16 protein-coding genes are annotated in these 19,936 nt (G+C 53.7%); 8 read left to right on the top strand and 8 right to left on the bottom strand.

What is annotated here, in order from left to right; translation table 11 throughout:
- The first annotated feature begins 7 nt into the window (after positions 1-7).
- Positions 8-874 (top strand): ABC transporter permease, encoded by an 867-nt coding sequence (locus tag RAL91_RS15250; RefSeq protein WP_306257094.1) that lies wholly within the window; start codon positions 8-10, stop codon positions 872-874.
- Here the strand turns inward: RAL91_RS15250 and RAL91_RS15245 are convergent.
- Positions 871-1,737: a LysR family transcriptional regulator gene (locus RAL91_RS15245; RefSeq protein ID WP_306257093.1), complete on the bottom strand. Its 867-nt coding sequence runs from the start codon at positions 1,735-1,737 to the stop codon at positions 871-873. The genes RAL91_RS15250 and RAL91_RS15245 overlap by 4 nt on opposite strands.
- A gap of 132 nt (positions 1,738-1,869) precedes the next feature.
- On the opposite strand from RAL91_RS15245, the gene RAL91_RS15240 reads away from it, so the two are divergent.
- A complete protein-coding gene (locus RAL91_RS15240) occupies positions 1,870-4,317 on the top strand; it encodes an FAD-dependent oxidoreductase (protein WP_306257092.1) in 2,448 nt (815 codons plus the stop codon).
- 36 nt (positions 4,318-4,353) lie between these two features.
- Here RAL91_RS15240 and RAL91_RS15235 read toward each other — a convergent pair whose 3' ends face one another.
- Both RAL91_RS15235 and mmsB read right to left on the bottom strand, forming a co-directional pair.
- Positions 4,354-5,124, bottom strand: coding sequence for an enoyl-CoA hydratase (locus tag RAL91_RS15235; RefSeq protein WP_306257091.1), 771 nt, complete (start codon positions 5,122-5,124; stop codon positions 4,354-4,356).
- Entirely contained in the window at positions 5,121-6,077 is a 957-nt protein-coding gene (gene mmsB, locus RAL91_RS15230) for a 3-hydroxyisobutyrate dehydrogenase (RefSeq protein WP_306262948.1), read from the bottom strand. Before mmsB ends, RAL91_RS15235 begins: the two co-directional genes overlap by 4 nt.
- Before the next feature lie 137 nt (positions 6,078-6,214).
- On the opposite strand from mmsB, the gene mbfA reads away from it, so the two are divergent.
- The 6 genes from mbfA to RAL91_RS15200 all read left to right on the top strand — a co-directional run bounded on the left by mbfA (position 6,215) and on the right by RAL91_RS15200 (position 13,631).
- A complete protein-coding gene (gene mbfA / locus RAL91_RS15225) occupies positions 6,215-7,192 on the top strand; it encodes an iron exporter MbfA (protein ID WP_306257090.1) in 978 nt (325 codons plus the stop codon).
- A gap of 78 nt (positions 7,193-7,270) precedes the next feature.
- Entirely contained in the window at positions 7,271-8,275 is a 1,005-nt protein-coding gene (locus RAL91_RS15220) for an MDR family oxidoreductase (RefSeq protein WP_306257089.1), read from the top strand.
- A gap of 141 nt (positions 8,276-8,416) precedes the next feature.
- Entirely contained in the window at positions 8,417-9,949 is a 1,533-nt protein-coding gene (locus tag RAL91_RS15215) for a Ppx/GppA phosphatase family protein (RefSeq protein ID WP_306257088.1), read from the top strand.
- Positions 9,942-10,682, top strand: a complete 741-nt coding sequence (locus RAL91_RS15210; protein WP_306257086.1) for an RlmE family RNA methyltransferase — start codon at positions 9,942-9,944, stop codon at positions 10,680-10,682. The genes RAL91_RS15215 and RAL91_RS15210 overlap by 8 nt, the downstream gene beginning before the upstream one ends.
- A gap of 89 nt (positions 10,683-10,771) precedes the next feature.
- Positions 10,772-12,274, top strand: coding sequence for an IMP dehydrogenase (gene guaB, locus RAL91_RS15205; RefSeq protein WP_306257085.1), 1,503 nt, complete (start codon positions 10,772-10,774; stop codon positions 12,272-12,274).
- A gap of 64 nt (positions 12,275-12,338) precedes the next feature.
- Positions 12,339-13,631 (top strand): RsmB/NOP family class I SAM-dependent RNA methyltransferase, encoded by a 1,293-nt coding sequence (locus RAL91_RS15200; protein WP_306257083.1) that lies wholly within the window; start codon positions 12,339-12,341, stop codon positions 13,629-13,631.
- A gap of 176 nt (positions 13,632-13,807) precedes the next feature.
- Here the strand turns inward: RAL91_RS15200 and rlmD are convergent, their stop codons facing one another.
- The 5 genes from rlmD to dxs all read right to left on the bottom strand — a co-directional run bounded on the left by rlmD (position 13,808) and on the right by dxs (position 19,891).
- Positions 13,808-15,064 (bottom strand): 23S rRNA (uracil(1939)-C(5))-methyltransferase RlmD, encoded by a 1,257-nt coding sequence (gene rlmD, locus RAL91_RS15195; protein ID WP_306257081.1) that lies wholly within the window; start codon positions 15,062-15,064, stop codon positions 13,808-13,810.
- On the bottom strand, positions 15,061-15,813 hold the full coding sequence (locus tag RAL91_RS15190) for a TlyA family RNA methyltransferase (RefSeq protein WP_306257080.1): 753 nt from the start codon (positions 15,811-15,813) through the stop codon (positions 15,061-15,063). The genes rlmD and RAL91_RS15190 overlap by 4 nt, the downstream gene beginning before the upstream one ends.
- Entirely contained in the window at positions 15,810-16,406 is a 597-nt protein-coding gene (locus RAL91_RS15185; protein ID WP_306257079.1) for an SCO family protein, read from the bottom strand. The genes RAL91_RS15190 and RAL91_RS15185 overlap by 4 nt, the downstream gene beginning before the upstream one ends.
- Positions 16,407-16,495: 89 nt before the next feature.
- Positions 16,496-17,872, bottom strand: a complete 1,377-nt coding sequence (locus RAL91_RS15180) for an MFS transporter (RefSeq protein WP_306257078.1) — start codon at positions 17,870-17,872, stop codon at positions 16,496-16,498.
- A 93-nt stretch (positions 17,873-17,965) separates the two neighbouring features.
- Positions 17,966-19,891: a 1-deoxy-D-xylulose-5-phosphate synthase gene (gene dxs, locus RAL91_RS15175; protein ID WP_371932418.1), complete on the bottom strand. Its 1,926-nt coding sequence runs from the start codon at positions 19,889-19,891 to the stop codon at positions 17,966-17,968.
- Between the last annotated feature and the right edge of the window lie 45 nt (positions 19,892-19,936).

Here is a 19,936-nt window from a genome sequence, read left to right as displayed (position 1 = left end):
CTGAGCGATGCGTGAACAGAAAAACCCTTCCAGTCTGGCGATTTGGCTGGGCCTTGCCGACAATTCTTTCACGCGACAAAAGACGGTAAAGTTCGGCGATGAAAGTGCGGTGAATTCAGGCCGGTTTTATTCCATCCTCATTGTAGTTGTTCTGTTGCTGGCCTGGATTATCTCGTCGGTCTTCGGACTGGTTAAGCCATTTTACTGGCCGACAATCGGCGGAACCGGCGACCGGATTGTCAAACTGGTGAGTGAAGGATTTCGCAATGTGCCCTTGTGGGAACATGTTGGCATAAGCGTGTATCGCGTACTTGCCGGTGTTCTGTCGGGCGCTCTGGTCGGCATTCCGCTTGGCTTCTCGATGGGTCTGTCGTCAGTCGCTCGCGGCTTGTTTGATCCGATAGTGGAATTCATGCGTCCGATCCCGCCACTTGCGCTGATCCCGTTGATTATTCTCTGGTTTGGCATTGATGAAACCGCGAAAATCGCGCTGCTGTTTCTGGCCTCTCTTTTTATTATGACCATTGCAGCGCGGTCTGGCGTCTCCAGTGTTCGTATCTCGAAGGTTCATGCAGCCTATTCTCTGGGCGCATCGAAGCTTCAGATTCTCAGACATGTCATTTTACCCAATGCGCTTCCGGAAATCTTCACCGGGCTTCGTACATCCATGGGGGTTTGCTGGGGAACCGTTGTCGCGGCCGAACTGGTTGCCGCCGATAAGGGCGTTGGCTCCATGATCATGATCGCCAAGAATTTCCTGCAAACAGATACCGTTGTTATCGGCATCATCATCATTGGCGTCATTGGTTATATCATTGAAATGTTTATGCGTTTTCTGGAGCGTGTGTTCATTCCCTGGAAGGGGAAAGGCTAGGGTCCGTACCCGTTGCTCTTGCCAAATATCTGGTGAAAAACATCCATCATTTGCAGGTGGATATGCACATGCCGGTTGCGCACATGAACGGCTGCGTAGATCGGCTGTGATATGTCCGGCGCGTCATTCAGCACATGCAGACGTTTCCTTGAAGCCGTGGGGTCCATCGTGCCTTGTGGCAGGTATGATGTTGCAGACATGGTTTGCAGAAGTGTGGCAATGGCAGGCGATGGCCCACAGGACACTTGTGTGTCGGTGAATTGCGGCAGGAGCTGTTTGTGAGTTTGAGCAAACACCGAAGACACGTCCGGGAAGATGTAATGCTCCGCTGAGACCTGATCCAGATTGAATGCCGCATTGCTGATCATTTGATAGATCAGATCACCCAAAGGCATGATGTGAAGATCAGGGGAGTAGTGCGGCGTCAAAATCAGGCCGAAATCGAGATTGCCATCCAACAAATCCGCGACGATTTTGGCGGAAAAATCCACGCCGAGAAAAAATGATGTCTCTGAAAACTGCGTGCGCAACCGCTGTATGGTTGTTCCAGCCTGGCCGCTGGCAATATCGTGATGCATTCCCAGCCGGATAACGCGGTCGAAAGCGCGGGCTGTGGAGACATGACGCACAGCCTCGCGCCATTCCAGATTGAGCGCTCTTGCGTGTTCCAGAAACCGGTTGCCGGCAATGGTGGGATGTGTGCCAGCCCGGCTGCGGTTGAACAGACGCTTGCCCAACATTGTTTCCAGCGTGCGAACGCGGTGCGAGACTGTGGATTGCGTGATGCCCAGCCGCTCTGCGGTCTGATTGAAGCTTTTGGTCTCCATCAGATCGGTAAAAGTCTCGAGTAGCTGAATGTCCAAGCGATTGTTCCCGGCGCAAGAATGGCAGATTTCAGCCTAATCGATTTTTTCGATTAATAAACCCGTTTCGTTGGAATTGCATTCCGATCCTATCGAAACAACACTGAATTCCCAGCTTTCCAGGAGGTCGAAATGGCTGAATTGCCTACAAATGCACGTGTCGTGATCATTGGCGGCGGCGTGGTTGGCGCGTCTGCACTCTATCATTTGGCAAAACTTGGCTGGACCGATTGTGTGTTGCTGGAAAAAAACGAGCTGACAGCAGGGTCTACATGGCACGCAGCGGGCAATATCCCTACGTTTTCGCCCTCATGGGCAATCATGAATATGCAGAGGTATTCCACGGAGTTATATCGGCGTTTAGGTGCCGAAGTGGACTATCCGATGAATTACCATGTCTCCGGATCTGTCCGTCTTGGCCATTCTGCAGAACGTATGCAGGAGTTTGAGCGTGTTGCCGGTATGGGGCGGTATCAGGGCATGGATATCGACATGATGAGTGTCGACGACATCAAGGCGAAATATCCGTTTATTGAAACCCATGATTTGCAGGGCGGTCTTTACGACCCATTTGATGGTGATATCGATCCGGCGCAACTGACCCAGGCGCTGGCAAAGGGCGCACGCGATATGGGTGCCAAAATTATCCGCTTCTGTTCAGTTACTGGTGCGCGCCGCGACAAGGATGAGTGGATTGTCGAGACGGATCAGGGCGAGATTCGCTGTGATTATGTGGTCAATGCCGCCGGGTATTATGCCCGCGAAGTTGGAAAATTCTTCGGTCGTGATGTGCCGATGATGGTGATGAGCCATCAGTATCTGCTGTTTGATGATGTTCCCGAAATTGAGGCCTGGTCCCGCGAAGCCGGTGCGAAACTGCCGCTGCTGCGCGATGTAGACAGTTCCTACTATCTGAGACAGGAAAAATATGGGCTGAACCTTGGTCCGTATGAACGCAATTGCAAGGCGCACTGGATCAGTTCGGATGATCCAATGCCCGAAGATTTCTCGTTTCAACTTTTCCCGGATGATCTGGATAGGCTGGAATGGTATCTGGAAGACGCGGCAAAACGAGTGCCCATACTGCAGACGGCGGGCCTTTCCAAAGTCATCAATGGACCCATTCCTTACACCCCTGATGGCAATCCCCTGATTGGTCCGATGCCAGGCGTTCCCAATGCATTTGAGGCCTGTGTGTTTACATTTGGCATCTGTCAGGCGGGCGGTGCGGGCAAGGTTCTGGCTGAGTGGATTACCGAAGGGCAGACAGAATGGGATATGTGGGCGGTTGATCCACGCCGCTTCACCGCTTTTGCTGATCAGGACTATTGCATTGCCAAAGGTATGGAAGTCTACGGCCATGAATATGCAATGCATTTTCCCCACCACCAATGGCCTGCGGGACGCGGCAAGAAACTGTCTCCGGTACATCAGGAAATCGCTGATATGGGGGCCCGGTTCGGTCCTTATAATGGCTGGGAACGCGCTGACTGGTTTGCTCACGATGGCGATGATGTGTCGGAAGCCGGCACACAGCGCTGGGATCGTAACGGCCCATGGTTTGCGCGTGTGCGGGAGGAGTGTCTGGCGGTTCGCGATCATGCGGGCATTCTGGATTTGCCGGGCTTTTCCCGATATCGGCTCAGCGGAGCAGGCGCGCGAGATTGGCTGAACAGTCTCATCACCAGTCGTGCACCGAAGCCGGGGCGTATGGGACTGGCTTATTTCTCCGACCGGGATGGACGCATTCTGACGGAAATGTCGATCATGGCGCTGGATCAGGATGTCTTCTTCCTGACGACTGCGGCACCTGCCCAGAGCCATGATTTTGAGTGGCTTCAGCGCCATCTTCCTGATGGAACGGACATTGCGATACAGGATGTGAGCGACGCGTTTTCGTGTCAGCTGCTGACGGGTCCAAATGCGCGGGCCATCTTGAAGGATTTGTGCGATGCGGATCTGCAGCTCTCCTGGTTGTCTCATCAGACCACGCAGATTGCTGACCGGCACTGCCAGTTGGTGCGCGTCTCATTTGCTGGTGAACTGGGATGGGAAATTCACAGCAAGATTGATGATACAGCTGCGATTTTCGACGCGCTCATGATCGCAGGTCACTCTCATGGTCTCAAACCATTTGGCATGTTTGCGCTCAATTCATTGCGGCTGGAAAAGGGATACCGCGCCTGGAAGACCGATCTGTCGACTGATTACACCTTGCTGGAAGGCGGCATGGCGCGGTTTATCAAATGGGACAAACCGGATTTTGTTGGCAAGGCGGCTTTGGAGGCACAAAGGCAAAAGGGCGTATCCAAATGCTTTGTGACCTTGATCATTGAAGCCGATGATTGCGATGCGCCCTATATGTCAACGCTTTGGCTGGGAGATGAGGTCGTTGGCGAGATCACATCAGGTGGCTGGGGACACCGGATCGATAAATCCATTGCCCTTGGCATGTTGCGCGCGGACCTTGCCGCGGCGGGCCGTGAAATTGAGGCGGAGATTTTCGGCAGGCGCTTCAAGGCCGTTGTTCAGGAAGACCAGCCCTTATGGGACCCGGAAAACAAAAGACTGCGCAGCTAACGCGGTTTTCCACGATTCGGATACTGGCGGGCTTTCCTATTTGTGCTTGAAGTTGGGCTTCCGCTTTTCGGCAAAGGCGGCCATGCCTTCTTTCTGGTCTTCTGTTGCGAACAGGGCATAAAACACGCGTTGTTCGTAGTGCAATCCTTCGGTCAGTGTTGTTTCGAAGGCGCGGTTGACCGCTTCTTTGGCTGTAACGACGGATGGCCTGGAATAGCTGGCGATGGTTTTGGCAGCTTTGATGGTTTCGCTCATCAGATCTGCTGCCGGAATGATCCGCGCCACGAGGCCGCAACGTTCTGCTTCTTCGGCATCCATCATGCGCCCGGTGAGAATCATATCCATCGCCTTGGCCTTGCCGACCGCATGCGCCATGCGCTGCGTACCGCCCATGCCGGGCATGATGCCCAGCTTGATTTCCGGCTGACCGAATTTGGCCGTATCTGCGGCAAATATCATGTCGCACATCATTGCCAGTTCGCAGCCACCGCCCAGCGAAAATCCATTGACTGCAGCAATGACGGGCAGGCGTGTGCCCGACAGGGAATTATAGCGCCCGAAAAAGTCGCTCATCAGCATGTCGATTTGTGATTTGTCGGCCATTTCCTTGACGTCTGCACCGGCGGCAAAGGCTTTTTCCGACCCGGTGATGATCAAGCAGCCGATGTCCGGATTGCGTGACAATTCTTCGGCATGCGCGTTGAGTTGAGCCAACAGATCAGTGTTGAGCGCGTTAAGAGCCTCAGGCCGGTTGAGGGTCAGGATTGCAATCCGGTCCTGTATGTCCACTAAAACAAGATCGCTCATATTTTGCCGTCCTTCGCATCTGTCAGAAACTCAATCATGCCGGAAAAATCGGTCTCTCCAAATCCGGCATCCACCATCTGCTGATAGAGGTTTTTTGCGTGGCTTCCAAGTGGTGTTACAGCATCCGTGTCATTGGCGGACTGTTGCGCAAGGCCGAGGTCCTTCAGCATCAGGGTTGCTGAAAATCCAGACTTGTAAGCGTTGTCAGCCGGGCTCTTCGGACCGATGCCGGGCACCGGGCAATAGGTGTTGACGGACCAGCATGAACCGGACGAGGTGGATACAACATCAAACAAAGCCGATTGCGACAGGCCCAGCTTTTCCGCCAGTGCAAAAGCTTCGCAGGTGCCGATCATAGAGATGCCAAGCAACATATTGTTGCAGATTTTTGCGGCCTGTCCGGTGCCGCCATCGCCACAATGAACGGCTTTCTGACCCATGACGGCAAACAATGGCTCACCTGTTGCAAAGGCTTCGTTTGTGCCACCAACCATGAAGGTCAGACTTCCTGCGGTGGCACCACCCACACCGCCGGAAACCGGTGCGTCCAGACACAGGATGCCTGCCACTGTCGCCAGCCTGTGTACTTCATGCGCCGAAGCGACATCAATTGTCGAGCAGTCGATCAGCAGGCTGCTCGGGGTCATTTTGGGCAGGATTTCTTTTGCAACTTGAATGGCTATTGCCCCATTGGGCAGCATTATAACGACGGCGTCTGCGTTCAAGGCTGCATCTGTGTTGCTGTTTGCCAGAGCAAGGCCGCTTGAACGCGCCGCCTGTTGAGCTGTGTCAAAGACATCATAACCGGAGACCTTGTATTCTGCCTTTTGAAGATTTGATGCCATGGGCAGTCCCATATTGCCAAGACCAATAAAGCCGATTGATGCCATTTGGTGTTCTTTCTGTGTTGCATTCTGCCCAGGAAATTGATCTTCAGTCGAGGTTGGTAGCAGGTCAATACATTCTGGCTTTGCTGCGCACTTGATTCTGCCGTGTAATTGTCAGGGCGTTTCTGCAATGCATGTTGTATCTTCAGTTGGAAAGCGCTGCTTTCTGCAGGCTTTTGGCCCAACAGCAAAAGGTGACCGTAATGCTCAGTCGTTTTTCAAATGCGCGGCGTTTTCTGGATTTGTCGGAACAGGAAATACTGGCGCTTGCCATTTCTGCAGAAGAAGATGATGCGCGGATTTATGAGACTTATGCACATTCGGTCCGTGAGACCTTTCCTGCCAGTGCTGCGCTACTGGACGGTATGGCGGAAGAAGAAAATTTGCACCGGCAACAGCTGATCGATTTGCATAAAGAGCGGTTTGGCAATCAGATTCCCTTGATACGACGGGAACATGTTGCAGGCTATTACGCACGCAAACCCGTCTGGCTGATTGAAAACCTTGGCATTGACCGGATTCGCAATGAAGTTGCCAATATGGAAGACACCGCTCGGGATTTTTATCTGCGTGCCGCAAAGCGGGTAACCGATGCCAACACCAGAAAGCTGCTGGGCGATCTGGCGCAGGCTGAGGCGGGTCATTTGGTGAAAGCCGGCGAACTTCAGGATGAGCATCTGGATGCAGAGGCTTTGGAGCAGGAAGACAAGGAATCCTATCGCAAATTTGTGCTGACATGGGTGCAGCCGGGCCTTGCCGGACTGATGGATGGCTCGGTCTCCACATTGGCGCCAATTTTTGCGACCGCCTTTGCGACGCAGGATACCTGGACCACATTTCTCGTAGGGCTTGCAGCATCCATTGGTGCCGGGATTTCCATGGGGTTCACAGAAGCGGCCTCTGATGATGGCCAGATATCGGGCAGGGGCTCACCAATCAAACGCGGGTTTGCATCGGGAATCATGACCACGCTTGGCGGTTTGGGACATGCTTTGCCCTATCTCATTCCAGATTTCTGGATAGCAACCAACATCGCATTTGCCATTGTGTTCATCGAGTTGTGGGCCATTGCGTGGATTCAGAAAAAATATATGGATACGCCCTTTTTTCGGGCGGCTTTTCAGGTTGTTCTGGGTGGGGCACTGGTGTTCGCAACCGGTATCCTGATTGGCAACGCCTAAAGTATCTCTTTTTGTATGCGTCAATTCCTGTCAATTTGGCGCCAAATCATAAATTACTTCCGGGAAATGGGGACGCAAATGAGTTTTACAGCTTTGGTTGTTGATAAGGACGAGGCGGGAACCGTCACGCAAACCATCCAAACCATGGATGACAGTCGTTTGCCTGATGGAGACGTGGTCGTCGATGTGGCTTATTCCACGCTCAACTACAAGGATGGCCTTTGCATTACCGGCAAAGGGGGGCTGGTGAGAACGTTTCCGCATGTACCGGGCATCGATTTTGCAGGTGTTGTGTCGCAATCCTCAGACAGCCGCTACAAGGCCGGTGATCCAGTCATCCTGACAGGATGGCGTGTTGGAGAGGCTTGGTGGGGTGGCTACGCGACGAAGGCCTGCGTCAAGGCGGATTGGCTAGTGCCAATGCCGGATGGCATGACAGCGCAGCATGCAATGGCAATCGGTACTGCGGGTCTGACATCCATGATCGCGATCATGGCGCTGGAAGATCACGGTTTGACACCTGAAAAGGGTGAGGTTCTGGTGACTGGTGCCGCTGGTGGTGTTGGGTCTGTTGCCGTTTCGATTTTGTCTCATCTCGGTTACGAGGTTGCAGCCGTGACCGGTCGCCCGGAAACGGCAGATTATCTGAAAGGTCTCGGCGCAAGCACAATTATTCCGCGCGAGGAACTGACAGAGGAAAACAAGCGTCCGCTGGAGTCTGAGCGCTGGGCCGGCACTGTGGATGCAGTAGGCGGTGAAATGCTTGCCCGCGTTCTGAAACAAACAAAAACCAGTGGCTCGGTCGCGGCAATCGGGCTTGCGGGCGGCGCTGCCGTGCCTTCCTTTACTGTCGTGCCGTTTTTGTTGCGTGGTGTGAACCTGCTTGGGATCGATTCCGTGACTTGCCCTTATGAGCGCCGTGTCGCTGCTTGGAAGCGCCTTGTGACTGAAATGCCCCTCGACAGACTGGAGCCGATGATTGAGGAGCATGCATTATCCGATTTACCGGCGCTTGGGCCTGCCATCCTCAAAGGACAGGTGAAGGGGCGTGCGCTGATCAACATAAAATCGGCTGCCAGCTAGGGTCCGCACCCCAAGTTGCAATTTGCCTAAAGATATCATTAATCACGCGCATGCTTGCGAACTGTGCTTTCCGTGCCTAAACTGGCTGCAACGTAAAAGCGCCACTGGCAATCCGCCAGCGTAAGGCGCGAGGAAAGTATAGTGACGAACAAGGATGGGGTTCCCGGCAATTCGGGCTCATCCTCGCAGGACGTAGAACTTGCGCGCAGGGATATGTCAGACGACGCCACAGGTGTCGAACCCATATCTGTTTTGCAGCAGCATAACGTCTCCGCGAAACCGTTTGACGACCGTGAATCCGCCGAGTCAGTCTCGGCTTTTGCAGTCATCGGGGTTGCATCGAAGCAGGTCGATTCTGTTTCCGTGTTGGATGAACCGGCACAAAATGCCGGAAAAGCTGAGCGTGATGCGAAGCATCTGAAGGGTGATGGCGTTAACAACGCGGCATCCGGCCAGGGAATGGCGCGCATTGATGGCGCCACCAATAACAATCCTGACGCAAAGATAGCCTTCGAAAATGCTGCGCCAAAACGGCATAACAGCGCCAGGCATCACAAGAATTACGGGATCGCGAAATCGACCGAGGGCAAAGTTGCCAAATATGCTGCTTTGGATCTTGGAACCAATAATTGCCGATTGCTGATTGCCGAACCGCGCGATGAAGGGTTTCGCGTCATCGATTCCTTTTCGCGTATTGTGCGTTTGGGTGAAGGCATATCAATGAATAATCGCCTGAGCGACGAAGCGTCGACACGCGCCATTTCAGCGCTGCGGGTATGCTGGAACAAACTGAAGTACCACAAGGTCGAGAAGGTGCGCCTGATTGCGACCGAGGCCTGCCGATCTGCTGAAAACGGCGCTGAATTTCTGCAGCGGGTCTTTCAGGAAATCGGCCTTGAACTGGAGATCATTGATCGCGAGACAGAGGCACGTCTGGCGGTAACCGGTTGCTCCTCACTTGTGGAACCACGCTCTGATGGTGTGGTGCTGTTTGATATTGGCGGTGGTTCATCAGAAGTCGTCTGGCTGGATCGGCGTGGACGCAGAAAGCGCAATCGCCTTGGCGGAACGCTGCGGGCGTGGGATTCTCTGCCGGTCGGCGTTGTGACCCTGTCTGAGCGTCATGATGGAAAGAATGTTACCCGCGACAGCTTCGAGGTCATGGTCAATGAAGTGCGGGACATGCTGGTTGCATTTCCAAAACGCCGCGAATTGCAGCAGGCCCTGTCCCGTGGGCGCCACCATCTGCTGGGTACATCAGGCACGGTAACAACCCTTGCAGGTGTGCATCTGGGGTTGCGTCGCTATGACAGGCGCCGTGTTGATGGTATGTGGATGAGCAACAATGATGCGGCATCCATGATCGATAAATTGCTGACATTGAGCTATGAACAGCGGATCGGGCATCCCTGCATCGGGCACGATCGGGCTGATCTGGTGTTGCCGGGCTGCGCGATTTTTGAAGCCATCAGACGGGAATTCTCCTGCGACCAGTTGCGCGTAGCAGATCGCGGGTTGCGGGAAGGCATACTGGTTGAACTCATGAGCAAGGATGGGCATGGTCTGTCCCGACGCGGCCATCGCAGCACGCCATGGCGCCGCAAGCGCCCGAGATCAAAAGCCAAACAAAACGCACATGCAAACGCAAATACGGACGGCACATCTGATGAATAGTAACTCCAGAGGGTCTGGCGGAAAACGTGGCACAGGCGGCTATCGTGGCCTTTCGGTGCGTGTGAAATCCGCACGTGGGCGCAAAATTTCTTCAACCAAATGGCTGCAGCGCCATCTCAATGATCCTTATGTGCAGCGCTCCAAGATTGATGGCCTGCGCTCCAGAGCCGCCTATAAGATTTTGGAAATTGACGAGAAATATAATTTGTTGCGCAAGGGACATCGCATTGTTGATCTGGGAGCGGCCCCCGGTGGCTGGTCTCAGGTGGCAGCGGAGCGGGTCGGCAGTCACATTGATGACATTCGGGTGGTTGGGATTGATTATCTATCCATGGAACCTTTGCCGGGCGTGACGCTTCTGGAGAAAGACTTTCTGGATGATGATGCACCCGATCAGTTGCGCGAGGCGCTGGGTGGTCATATGGCTGATCTGGTTCTGTCTGACATGGCTGCACCAACCACCGGACACAAGCAGACGGACCATATGCGCATCATTCAACTCTGCGAAGTCGCTGTTGAATTTGCGCGTGAAGTGCTCAAGCCCGGCGGTGCCTTTGTGGCCAAGGTGTTTCAGGGTGGCACGGAACACACTTTGCTGAATGAATTGAAGCGTGATTTCAAAAAGGTGGGGCATTACAAGCCGCCGGCCAGCCGAAAAGACTCCGCTGAAACCTATCTGATTGCCAGAGATTACCGGGGTCGTGACTCGAAAGTCGACACAGAAGCGGAATAAAGACGCTTTTCGCATTTGCAACATAGACGATGCGTGATATCTGGCATTGCCAACTCACCCATGATTCATTTTTACCGATAGGAGTTGGCATGGCCACGATTGTGGAAACCGCTAGCATACGCGAAGCCCTTACATTCGATGATGTCCTGCTGCAGCCCGGCCATTCCGAGGTGCTGCCCGCCGAAGTTAACATTGCCAGTCGGATCACACGCGATATCTGGATTAATCTACCCATCCTCTCCTCTGCCATGGATACTGTGACAGAAGCCAAAATGGCGATCGCGATGGCGCAGGCCGGTGGCATTGGTGTGGTTCATCGTAACCTGTCGATCACTGAGCAGGCCGAAGCAGTGCGTCAGGTAAAGAAGTTTGAATCCGGCATGGTGGTCAATCCCGTTGTGATTGGACCAGACGCTACTCTAGCCGACGCTCTGCTGTTGATGAGCGATAATGGCATTTCCGGGATTCCTGTTGTTCAAAATGGTGGGTCTGGCGGGCTCGCAATCGGGCGGCTTGTTGGCATTCTGACAAACCGTGATGTGCGCTTCGCATCTGATCCGGCGCAAAAAGTCTCTGAATTGATGACCGAGAAGAATCTGGTCACGGTCAAGGATAACGCGACGCAGGAAGACGCCAAACGCCTGCTGCATCAGCACCGCCTCGAAAAGCTACTTGTTGTCGATGACGAAAACATGTGTATCGGTCTGATTACGGTGAAGGATATTGAGAAGTCGCAGCTCAACCCGCACGCCACGAAGGATGATCATGGTCGTTTGAGGGTTGCCGCTGCCACAAGCACCGGAGATGACGGTCTGGCGCGCGCCGAAGCATTGGCCGCAGCTGGTGTTGACCTGATTGTGGTGGATACAGCCCATGGCCATTCAGAGCGGGTTTTGCAGACTGTTCGCAATGTCAAAAAGCTGTCCACCGGGGTACAGATTGTCGCCGGTAATGTGGCCACTGCCGAAGGCACACGAGCGCTGATCGATGCCGGCGCTGATTCCATCAAAGTCGGTATTGGACCCGGCTCCATCTGTACCACCCGTATTGTCGCAGGTGTTGGCATGCCGCAACTGACAGCGATCATGGATTGTGTTGCTGAGGCTAAAAAACATGATGTGCCGGTTATTGCTGATGGTGGCATCAAATATTCCGGTGATCTGGCAAAAGCACTGGCTGCAGGCGCGTCCTGTGCCATGATTGGCTCGCTTCTGGCGGGCACCGATGAAAGCCCGGGCGAAGTTTATCTCTATAAGGGGCGGAGCTATAAGGCTTATCGCGGAATGGGCTCCGTCGGGGCCATGGCGCGCGGATCTGCGGACCGGTATTTTCAGGCCGAAGTGCGCGATGAGTTGAAGCTGGTTCCGGAAGGTATTGAAGGTCAGGTTCCACATAAAGGGCCGACATCGGCAGTGCTGCACCAATTGGCTGGTGGATTGCGTGCTGCCATGGGCTATGTGGGCGCTCCGGATCTGCCGGCGTTTGAGGAAAAGGCCAAATTTGTGCGTATCACCAATGCCGGCCTCGCCGAAAGCCACCCTCATGATGTAACGATTACCCGGGAAAGCCCGAATTACGCAGGCGGCCTCTAGGGCACCTGACGATAGTTAAAGCTGGCGACGTCTGTCATCAGCAAATTTGTGGATAGTATTTTCAATGAGACTTGGCGGACGCATTCAGGCAGCAATTGAGGTGATGGAGGATGTCCAGAACCGGCGGCGGCCTATTTCGGAGGCTTTGAAAGATTGGGGATTAGCCCATCGGTTTGCCGGATCTGGTGATCGAGCCTTCATCGGCAATCTGGCCTATGATGCTCTGCGTTGGCGCGCATCGACACGCTGGATCATGGACAGCGATAAAGCATCCTCTCTGATCTTTGGAACCGTGGTCTATCGGTGGAATCAAAGCTGGCAGGAGTTGGAGACGACTTTTGACGGCGACAAGTTTGCACCGCCACTTCCTGGAAAATCGAAGCGGGAGGCGGCAGATGCCAGACGCCTGTCCGATGCGCCAGAGTGGATACAGGCCGACCTTCCCAAATGGCTTGTGCCGCATTTTCAATCCAACTTTTCCGATGAATGGATTGCCGAAGCTCAGGCCCTTTCTGGCAGACCGCCATTGGATTTGCGGGTCAACACACTGAAATCGGATCGCGGGACGGAATTGACCGCCTTGCAGTCTCTGGGTGCCGAGTTGACGGACATTTCCTCCACAGGATTACGCATACAGCCATCGGATGGGGCGCGCCGGCATCCCAATGTTCAGGTCGAGGAATCCTATCAATTAGGCAGGATCGAGATACAGGATGAGGCCAGCCAGATTGCTTCTGAACTCATCTTTGCCCAACCTGATGAAACTATTTTGGACTTTTGTGCCGGAGCGGGCGGCAAAACCCTGGCATTGGCTGCTGCCATGAAGAACACGGGCAAGCTCTACGCTTATGACAATGACCGAAACCGGCAAGCCGGTATCTTTGAGCGTCTGGAACGGGCAGGGGCAAGCCAGACCATTGTTCTGAAACCGGATGATGGCCGCCTGGCTGGCCTGCTTGGCGCTTGCGACCGTGTTGTGGTGGACGCGCCATGCACCGGGTCAGGTACATGGCGGCGCAAACCTGATGCCAAGTGGCGGTTGACTGACAAGCAATTGCTGGCGCGACAGGAAGAGCAACAGGTTGTGCTGGAAGAAGCGGCACCCTTTGTGCGCAATGAAGGCTTTCTCGTTTACATGACCTGCAGCGTTTTGGCTGCTGAGAACGAAGACAGTGTTGCTGGTTTTCTGAATGAGAACCCGGCCTTTGAGCTGGTTTCAGCTGGTGAGGTCTGGCAGGACGTCTTCGGCTTTGACAAGCCGCAGCCATGGTCTGCGGACATGATGTCAATCACTCTGACACCTGCCTCAACGGCAACGGACGGGTTCTATTTTGCGGTGATGCAGAAGGTGTCTTGAAGGTGGGTGCTGATGGATACTCGGAACAAGTCCGAGTATGACGGCACTTCGCAATTAACGTCAGAAATTAGCATTTAGGCATTGCAGATGGCATTCGGCTTGGTCGGCGTAACCCAGCCTCGTCATACTCGGACTTGTTCCGAGTATCCACCGTTGTCATCCGTCCAGCCGATTTCCTAACGCTCGAAAGTGGCTGCCAATTCGATATGCGGGGACCAGAGGAACTGGTCGACCGGCTGCAGGGACTTCATTTCAAAGCCCCCATCGATCAGAATTCGGGCATCTCGTGCAAAACTCACAGGATTGCAGGAAATGGCGGCAATGCGGCCCACGCCTGATTTCACCAACTGCTCACACTGCGCGCTGGCACCGGCACGCGGTGGATCAAACAACACGCCATCGATCTTTTTCAATTCTATATGAGACATCGGGTGTTTGAACAGATCACGCCGCAGGGTTTTGATTTTTTTGATTTTTCTTGTTCTGGATGCGGTTTTATTCAACGCATCAAGAGCGCTCTGTTCTGTCTCGACGGCCAACACCGTGGCAAATCTGGCCATTGGCAGAGTAAAGGTTCCAATACCACAAAATAAATCTGCGCAGGATTTACAGCCGTTCAAAAAGGACACTGCGTGATCGATGAGTGCCGCCTCAGCCTCGGATGTTGCCTGCAGGAAGGCTCCTGGTGGAAATGACAGCTCAAAGCCATCACTTTCGATGACATCATCGCCCTGATCCATGCTGGCCAATTCATCATTCAGTGTGACTTTCCAGAATGGTGACGTTGCGTTCCACATTTCTTCAAGCTGATGCCGATTGTTGCCGGGTGAACGGCCTGTCGACTCGATTGTAATGCCGTTCTGACCGAGCGTTGCAATCATTCGGTCTTCGTGTTTGGCACGTATGGCCAAAGCGGCCAGACGGCCAAGATTGCCGGTGCTCTTCTTGCTGCCGGGTTTGGGAACCAGCTGCTGTTCCAGAAGCGGATGCAGGATTGGGCATTCCTGGGGTGACACGATCTCGTTTGATTTTCTGGCATGAAAACCAAGATGCACACCGTCTTTTGCAGCTTTGAATGAAAAGGCGGCGCGACGCCTTGTGCCCGGAGCGACAGGTATCGGACCCGGCACCGTGAACGCGATTCCATTCTTACGCAGCACGTTTTCAACCTGCTGGCGTTTCCATTCCAGATAGCTCTCCGGCTTCATGTGCTGCAACGCGCAGCCGCCGCAGGTTCCAAAGTGACGGCAGGCTGGCTCAACCCTGTCTGCGCTTGGCTCCAGAATATCTATGATTTCGCCGCGGCCCTTGTCGACATAGGCGCGCACGGTTTCGCCGGGCAGGGTGTAGGGGATAAAAATCGGTCCGTCTTCTGTACGCGCAACGCCGTCGCCTTCGCGTCCCAGATGGTCGATTGTAAGGGTCTTGATCATGTTTCGTTGTATCCGGGTGTCCTGATCGCAATCAGGAACTCCTGATTTCCGTCACCGCCTGAAATTGGGGATTCGGTGAGGCCGATGATTTGGCATTGCTGGTCTGCTTCCAGCCAATGGGCGATTTTTTCCGCGCTGGCAAGGGCCACAGCCGGATCTGATACAATTCCACCTTTTCCCAATTGACCTTTGCCGACTTCAAACTGGGGTTTGATGAGGAAGAGACCAACAGAGCCTGGATCAGCCAGGGACAGGATCGGTGGCAGGGCAAGGGTCAGAGAAATGAAGCTGACATCACTAACGATAAACGACACTGGGAATGGCAGATCTTCCGAAGTCAGATTGCGCGCATTCAAACCTTCGACACTGGTGACACGATGATTTGCCTCAATTGTGGGATGGAGTTGTCCATGGCCAACGTCAAAGGCAAAGACTGCGTTTGCGCCTTCTTCCAACAAGATTTGAGTGAATCCGCCCGTGCTGGCACCAACGTCAATACAGTTTTCACCTGCAGGTGACAGTTCAAAATTTGCCAGGCCGTGTTTCAGTTTCAGCGCCGCGCGGGATACGTATTGGCTGGCCGGGTCACGGAGTTCGATGGTGTCCGAGGCGGTTACATTTTGCGAGGCTTTTTTGCTTATTGCCCCATTGAGCGTGACCGCGCCACGCAGTATTGCATCCCGTGCTCTGGCACGGCTGGGCAGCAGGCCACGGTTCACAAGTTCAAGATCAAGTCGTGCTTTGCTCAAGAACCAACTGCGATAAGGTTTGAGAGTTTCTTCTGGGCGACATCTGCATCTTCACCATAGGCAATGGTGCCCCGGAAGGTGCCATCAGCGTTCATCAAGAAGACGCTTGCTGTGTGGTTCATCGTATAATCGTCGTCTTCAAGCGCAACACGCTCGGCAACAACGCCGTAGGATTTAACTGTTGCCTGAACCTGCTCTTCCGAGCCGGTCAGGCCTGTGATCTTGTCGGAGAATACCGTTATATAATCCTTGAGCATTTCTGGCGTGTCACGCTCTGGATCAACTGTTACAAATGCAAATCTCATTTTGTCGGCTTCTGCGCCCAATCCTTCAATCCAGCCGGCCATTTCATAAAGGCTGGTCGGACAGATTTCAGGGCAATGGGTGAAGCCGAAAAACAGGGCGTAGGGCTTGTTATCAAACATGGTTTGATCAACCTGCTGACCATTGTGATCAACAAGCGCAAACGGTCCGCCAATCTGGGCGAATGTTATGGAATCTGAACCGGGTTTTTGTTCCTGCCAGGTCATGTAACCGACGCCAACGAGAACAATGGCAACCAACACCCATGTGATAATTCTGAAAGTCTTCATTACACATCCAATTGGTCTATGGAACAATTAACGGCGCGTCTCAAATCGACCGCCTGTGAAGAGCAGATACCAAGCTGAAATTGTTGCCTCTATATACGGGTTTCCGATTGAAATTCAACGCTTTGATCTGCCTCAGCGGTTTCGTCCATGGAATACCCGAAATCATTGTACTGAACCGCTGTCTGCGCTTCCTCAAACTCGTTAGCTTCGGCAATCCCATCCGGGATGAGAAGGTCGGTATTGAGGTCTACGGCCTCATCATAGGTCATGGCAATAACAGGCGCCGTTGATGCCAGATCGAAGTCTTCTCTGTTTTTGTGTTTCGCGGCCTTGTTCGCCCAAACGCGCCAGATCAGATAACCAACCATCACGACCTGCACCACTGCGACTGACAGGAACAAAGCGCCAGGGCCGGTTTGTGCCATCAGGTATGAGGCGACTAATGGGCCTATTGTGGACCCAATTCCAAATGCCAAAAGCAGGCCTGATGAGGTTTCGACATAGGTATCAGGCTCGCTGTGATCGAAGGCATGGGCTACAGCAATCGCATAGGTTGAGTGGGTGAACACCCCAACCATGAAGACAAGTGCCAGAAAGCTCCAACGGGAGTCACCTTCGATCAGCCCCAAAAGGGTGCAGAAAATTGCAGATCCGATACCAAGGAATACAATGACCAAACGTCGGTCGAATTTATCGGAAGCCCGTCCTATAGGCCATTGGGCCACTGCGCCACCGCCAATCATGATGGCAGAAAAAATGGCCGCAAAGCTGGTGTCAAAGCCGCGTCCGGTGGCAAACACCGGTGCCAGCATCCAGGTGGTTCCTGCTGATACGCCAATCAACAGAGCAGAGACAAAGGCTGCGGGGGAGGTGTCGTAGAGTTGTTTGGGTCGAAACCGAACCAGCGTAATGGGTGCCGGCTGTGTTGCGGTTGTCATGGTAATTGGAATGACCGCTACTGACACCACAATTGAAGCCACAATGAACAATGTAAACCCTTCCACCGTTGTAAAGGCCGTGGCGAGCTGACCTGCCATAGTGGCTGCAAGTGCAATCACGATGTAAGTGGACATGATGAAGCCGCGGTTTTCGTTGGTGGCGCGTTCATTGAGCCAGCTTTCGATCACGACGTAAAAGGCGGCGATACAAAAGCCTGTTATGAAGCGGAAGACAGACCATGCGACTTCATTGATCAACAAAGGATGCAGGAGTGCCACTGCCGAGGCCAGTGAGACCATGGCGGCATAGGCGCGTATATGTCCGCCCCGCAAGATGAGAAAAGGCCCTACCAGACAGCCAACGACGAATCCGCCAAAATAGGAAGAGATGCTAATGCCGATTGCAAGCGTCCCGAAGCCTTCAATCTGGGCGCGCAAAGGCACCAAAGCGCTCTGTAGCCCGTGACCGAAGAGGATCATGGCTACCGCGACTAAAATTATGCCGATAGAGCTTATTGTTTTAAACATTTGGGATGCCAGTCACTCGAAAAAAACAGGCCAATCACAAAAAATATGGCCGTTGAAATTTCTACTTAGTGAAGGTTTTGACCTGACACTGTATCAGGCGCGACGTATCAGTTCGCTTTTCTGCAATCCGAGTGCTTTTGTTGCGGTGTCGACAATCGCACCTGCATCCAGCAGAGCGGCTGCATACATGACGTCTGGCTTATCCTGATCAATGTACATATCAGGTAAAGTCATGGGGCGGAATTTCACCACTCCGTCCAAAAATCCGTTCAAGGTCAGGAAGTTTGCCACATGGCTGCCAAACCCGCCAACAGAGCCCTCTTCGACGGTAATCAGCACTTCATGATTGCGGGCCAGATCAGCGATCATGTCTGTATCCAGAGGTTTGGCGAAACGAGCATCGGCAACCGTGGTCGACAGGCCCAAAGCATTGAGCCTTTCGGCGGCCTGGAGGCTTTCCCCCAATCGCCCACCAAAGGACAGAAGCGCGATTTTGGTGCCTTCCTGCAGAATTCGGCCTTTGCCGATTTCCAGAATTTGGCCCCGCTCCGGCAATTCAACTCCCAAACCTTCTCCTCGCGGATAGCGGAAGGAAATCGGACCTTCATCATAGGCTACAGCGGTGGCTACCATGTGGCGCAATTCAGCCTCGTCGCCAGCAGCCATGACAACAAATTTTGGCAGACAGGCGAGATAGGCAATGTCGAACGAGCCAGCATGTGTGGGGCCGTCAGCGCCCACAAGTCCTGCACGGTCGATCGGAAAGCGGACCGGGAGCTGCTGGATAGACACATCATGCACGACCTGATCATAGGCGCGCTGCAGGAAGGTGGAATAGATGGCCACAAATGGTTTGTAGCCATCCGATGCCATTCCTGCGGCAAAGGTAACGGCATGTTGCTCGGCGATGCCCACATCGAACGTTCGCTCGGGGAATGATTCTTCAAACAGGTCTATGCCGGTGCCCGATGGCATGGCGGCGGTGATACCAACAATCTTATTATCGCGCTGTGCCTCATCGACCAGGCTGCTGCCAAAGACCCTGGTGTAGGATGGCGCATTGGGAATGGATTTGGCCTGTTCACCGGTAATGACGTTGAATTTGGACACGCCATGATATTTGTCAGTGGAGGCCTCTGCAGGCGCGTAGCCCTTACCCTTTTTTGTGACGATATGCAGCAAAATCGGGCCTTTTTCGGCCTCTTTGATGTTTTTCAGAACCGGCAGCAAATGGTCAAAATTATGCCCGTCAACAGGCCCCACATAGAAGAAACCGAGTTCCTCGAACAGCGTTCCGCCGGTAAAGAAGCTGCGCGTAAATTCTTCCGTTTTGCGGGCATTACGCTGAATGAATTTCGGCAGATGACTGGTCAGGGCCTTTGCCGCTTCGCGGATGCCGATATAGGTGCGTCCTGATACAAGGCGCGCCAAATACGCACTCATGGCCCCAACAGGCGGTGCGATAGACATGTCATTGTCGTTCAGAATGACGATCTGTCTGGCATCCACGGCACCAGCATTGTTCATGGCTTCATAGGCCATGCCGGCAGACATTGATCCATCGCCAATGACAGAAATGACCTTATGGGATTTGCCATCCAGATCCCGGGCAGCAGCCATTCCCAGCCCGGCTGAGATTGATGTGGAGGAGTGCGCGGCCCCAAATGGATCGTAGATGCTCTCATTGCGTTTGGTGAAACCGGAGAGGCCACCGCCCTGACGAACCGTGCGGATGCGGTCGCGCCTGCCGGTCAGGATCTTGTGCGGATAGCATTGGTGGCCGACGTCCCAGATAATGCGATCGTCAGGCGTATTAAACAGATAATGCAGGGCTATTGTCAGCTCTACCACACCAAGACCGGCTCCAAGATGGCCACCGGTTACCGAGACGGCATCCAGCATTTCGGCCCGCAATTCTTCGGCGAGCCTTGGCAGGTCGGACTCCGCGATTTTTTTCAAATCGTCAGGAGTATTCACCTGATCCAGCAGCGGGGTCTCCGGTCTTGTGCTCACGGCCATGCTTTCTTGATTTTCGCGGTTGGGCCCTTTGACCATCTGGCCGTT

The sequence above is a fragment of the Pararhizobium sp. IMCC21322 genome (assembly GCF_030758295.1).
Taxonomy (GTDB): Bacteria; Pseudomonadota; Alphaproteobacteria; order Rhizobiales.
This window is presented reverse-complemented; position numbering and strand designations above follow the sequence as displayed.

What these genes read in the sequence shown, in the direction of transcription:
- RAL91_RS15250 (WP_306257094.1), top strand. Translation starts at nt 8, where the DNA reads ATGCGTGAACAGAAAAACCCTTCCAGTCTGGCGATTTGGCTGGGCCTT.
- RAL91_RS15240 (WP_306257092.1), top strand. Translation starts at nt 1,870, where the DNA reads ATGGCTGAATTGCCTACAAATGCACGTGTCGTGATCATTGGCGGCGGC.
- RAL91_RS15235 (WP_306257091.1), bottom strand. Translation starts at nt 5,124, where the DNA reads ATGAGCGATCTTGTTTTAGTGGACATACAGGACCGGATTGCAATCCTG.
- mbfA (WP_306257090.1), top strand. Translation starts at nt 6,215, where the DNA reads ATGCTCAGTCGTTTTTCAAATGCGCGGCGTTTTCTGGATTTGTCGGAA.
- RAL91_RS15220 (WP_306257089.1), top strand. Translation starts at nt 7,271, where the DNA reads ATGAGTTTTACAGCTTTGGTTGTTGATAAGGACGAGGCGGGAACCGTC.
- RAL91_RS15210 (WP_306257086.1), top strand. Translation starts at nt 9,942, where the DNA reads ATGAATAGTAACTCCAGAGGGTCTGGCGGAAAACGTGGCACAGGCGGC.
- guaB (WP_306257085.1), top strand. Translation starts at nt 10,772, where the DNA reads ATGGCCACGATTGTGGAAACCGCTAGCATACGCGAAGCCCTTACATTC.
- RAL91_RS15200 (WP_306257083.1), top strand. Translation starts at nt 12,339, where the DNA reads ATGAGACTTGGCGGACGCATTCAGGCAGCAATTGAGGTGATGGAGGAT.
- rlmD (WP_306257081.1), bottom strand. Translation starts at nt 15,064, where the DNA reads ATGATCAAGACCCTTACAATCGACCATCTGGGACGCGAAGGCGACGGC.
- RAL91_RS15185 (WP_306257079.1), bottom strand. Translation starts at nt 16,406, where the DNA reads ATGAAGACTTTCAGAATTATCACATGGGTGTTGGTTGCCATTGTTCTC.
- RAL91_RS15180 (WP_306257078.1), bottom strand. Translation starts at nt 17,872, where the DNA reads ATGTTTAAAACAATAAGCTCTATCGGCATAATTTTAGTCGCGGTAGCC.
- dxs (WP_371932418.1), bottom strand. Translation starts at nt 19,891, where the DNA reads ATGGCCGTGAGCACAAGACCGGAGACCCCGCTGCTGGATCAGGTGAAT.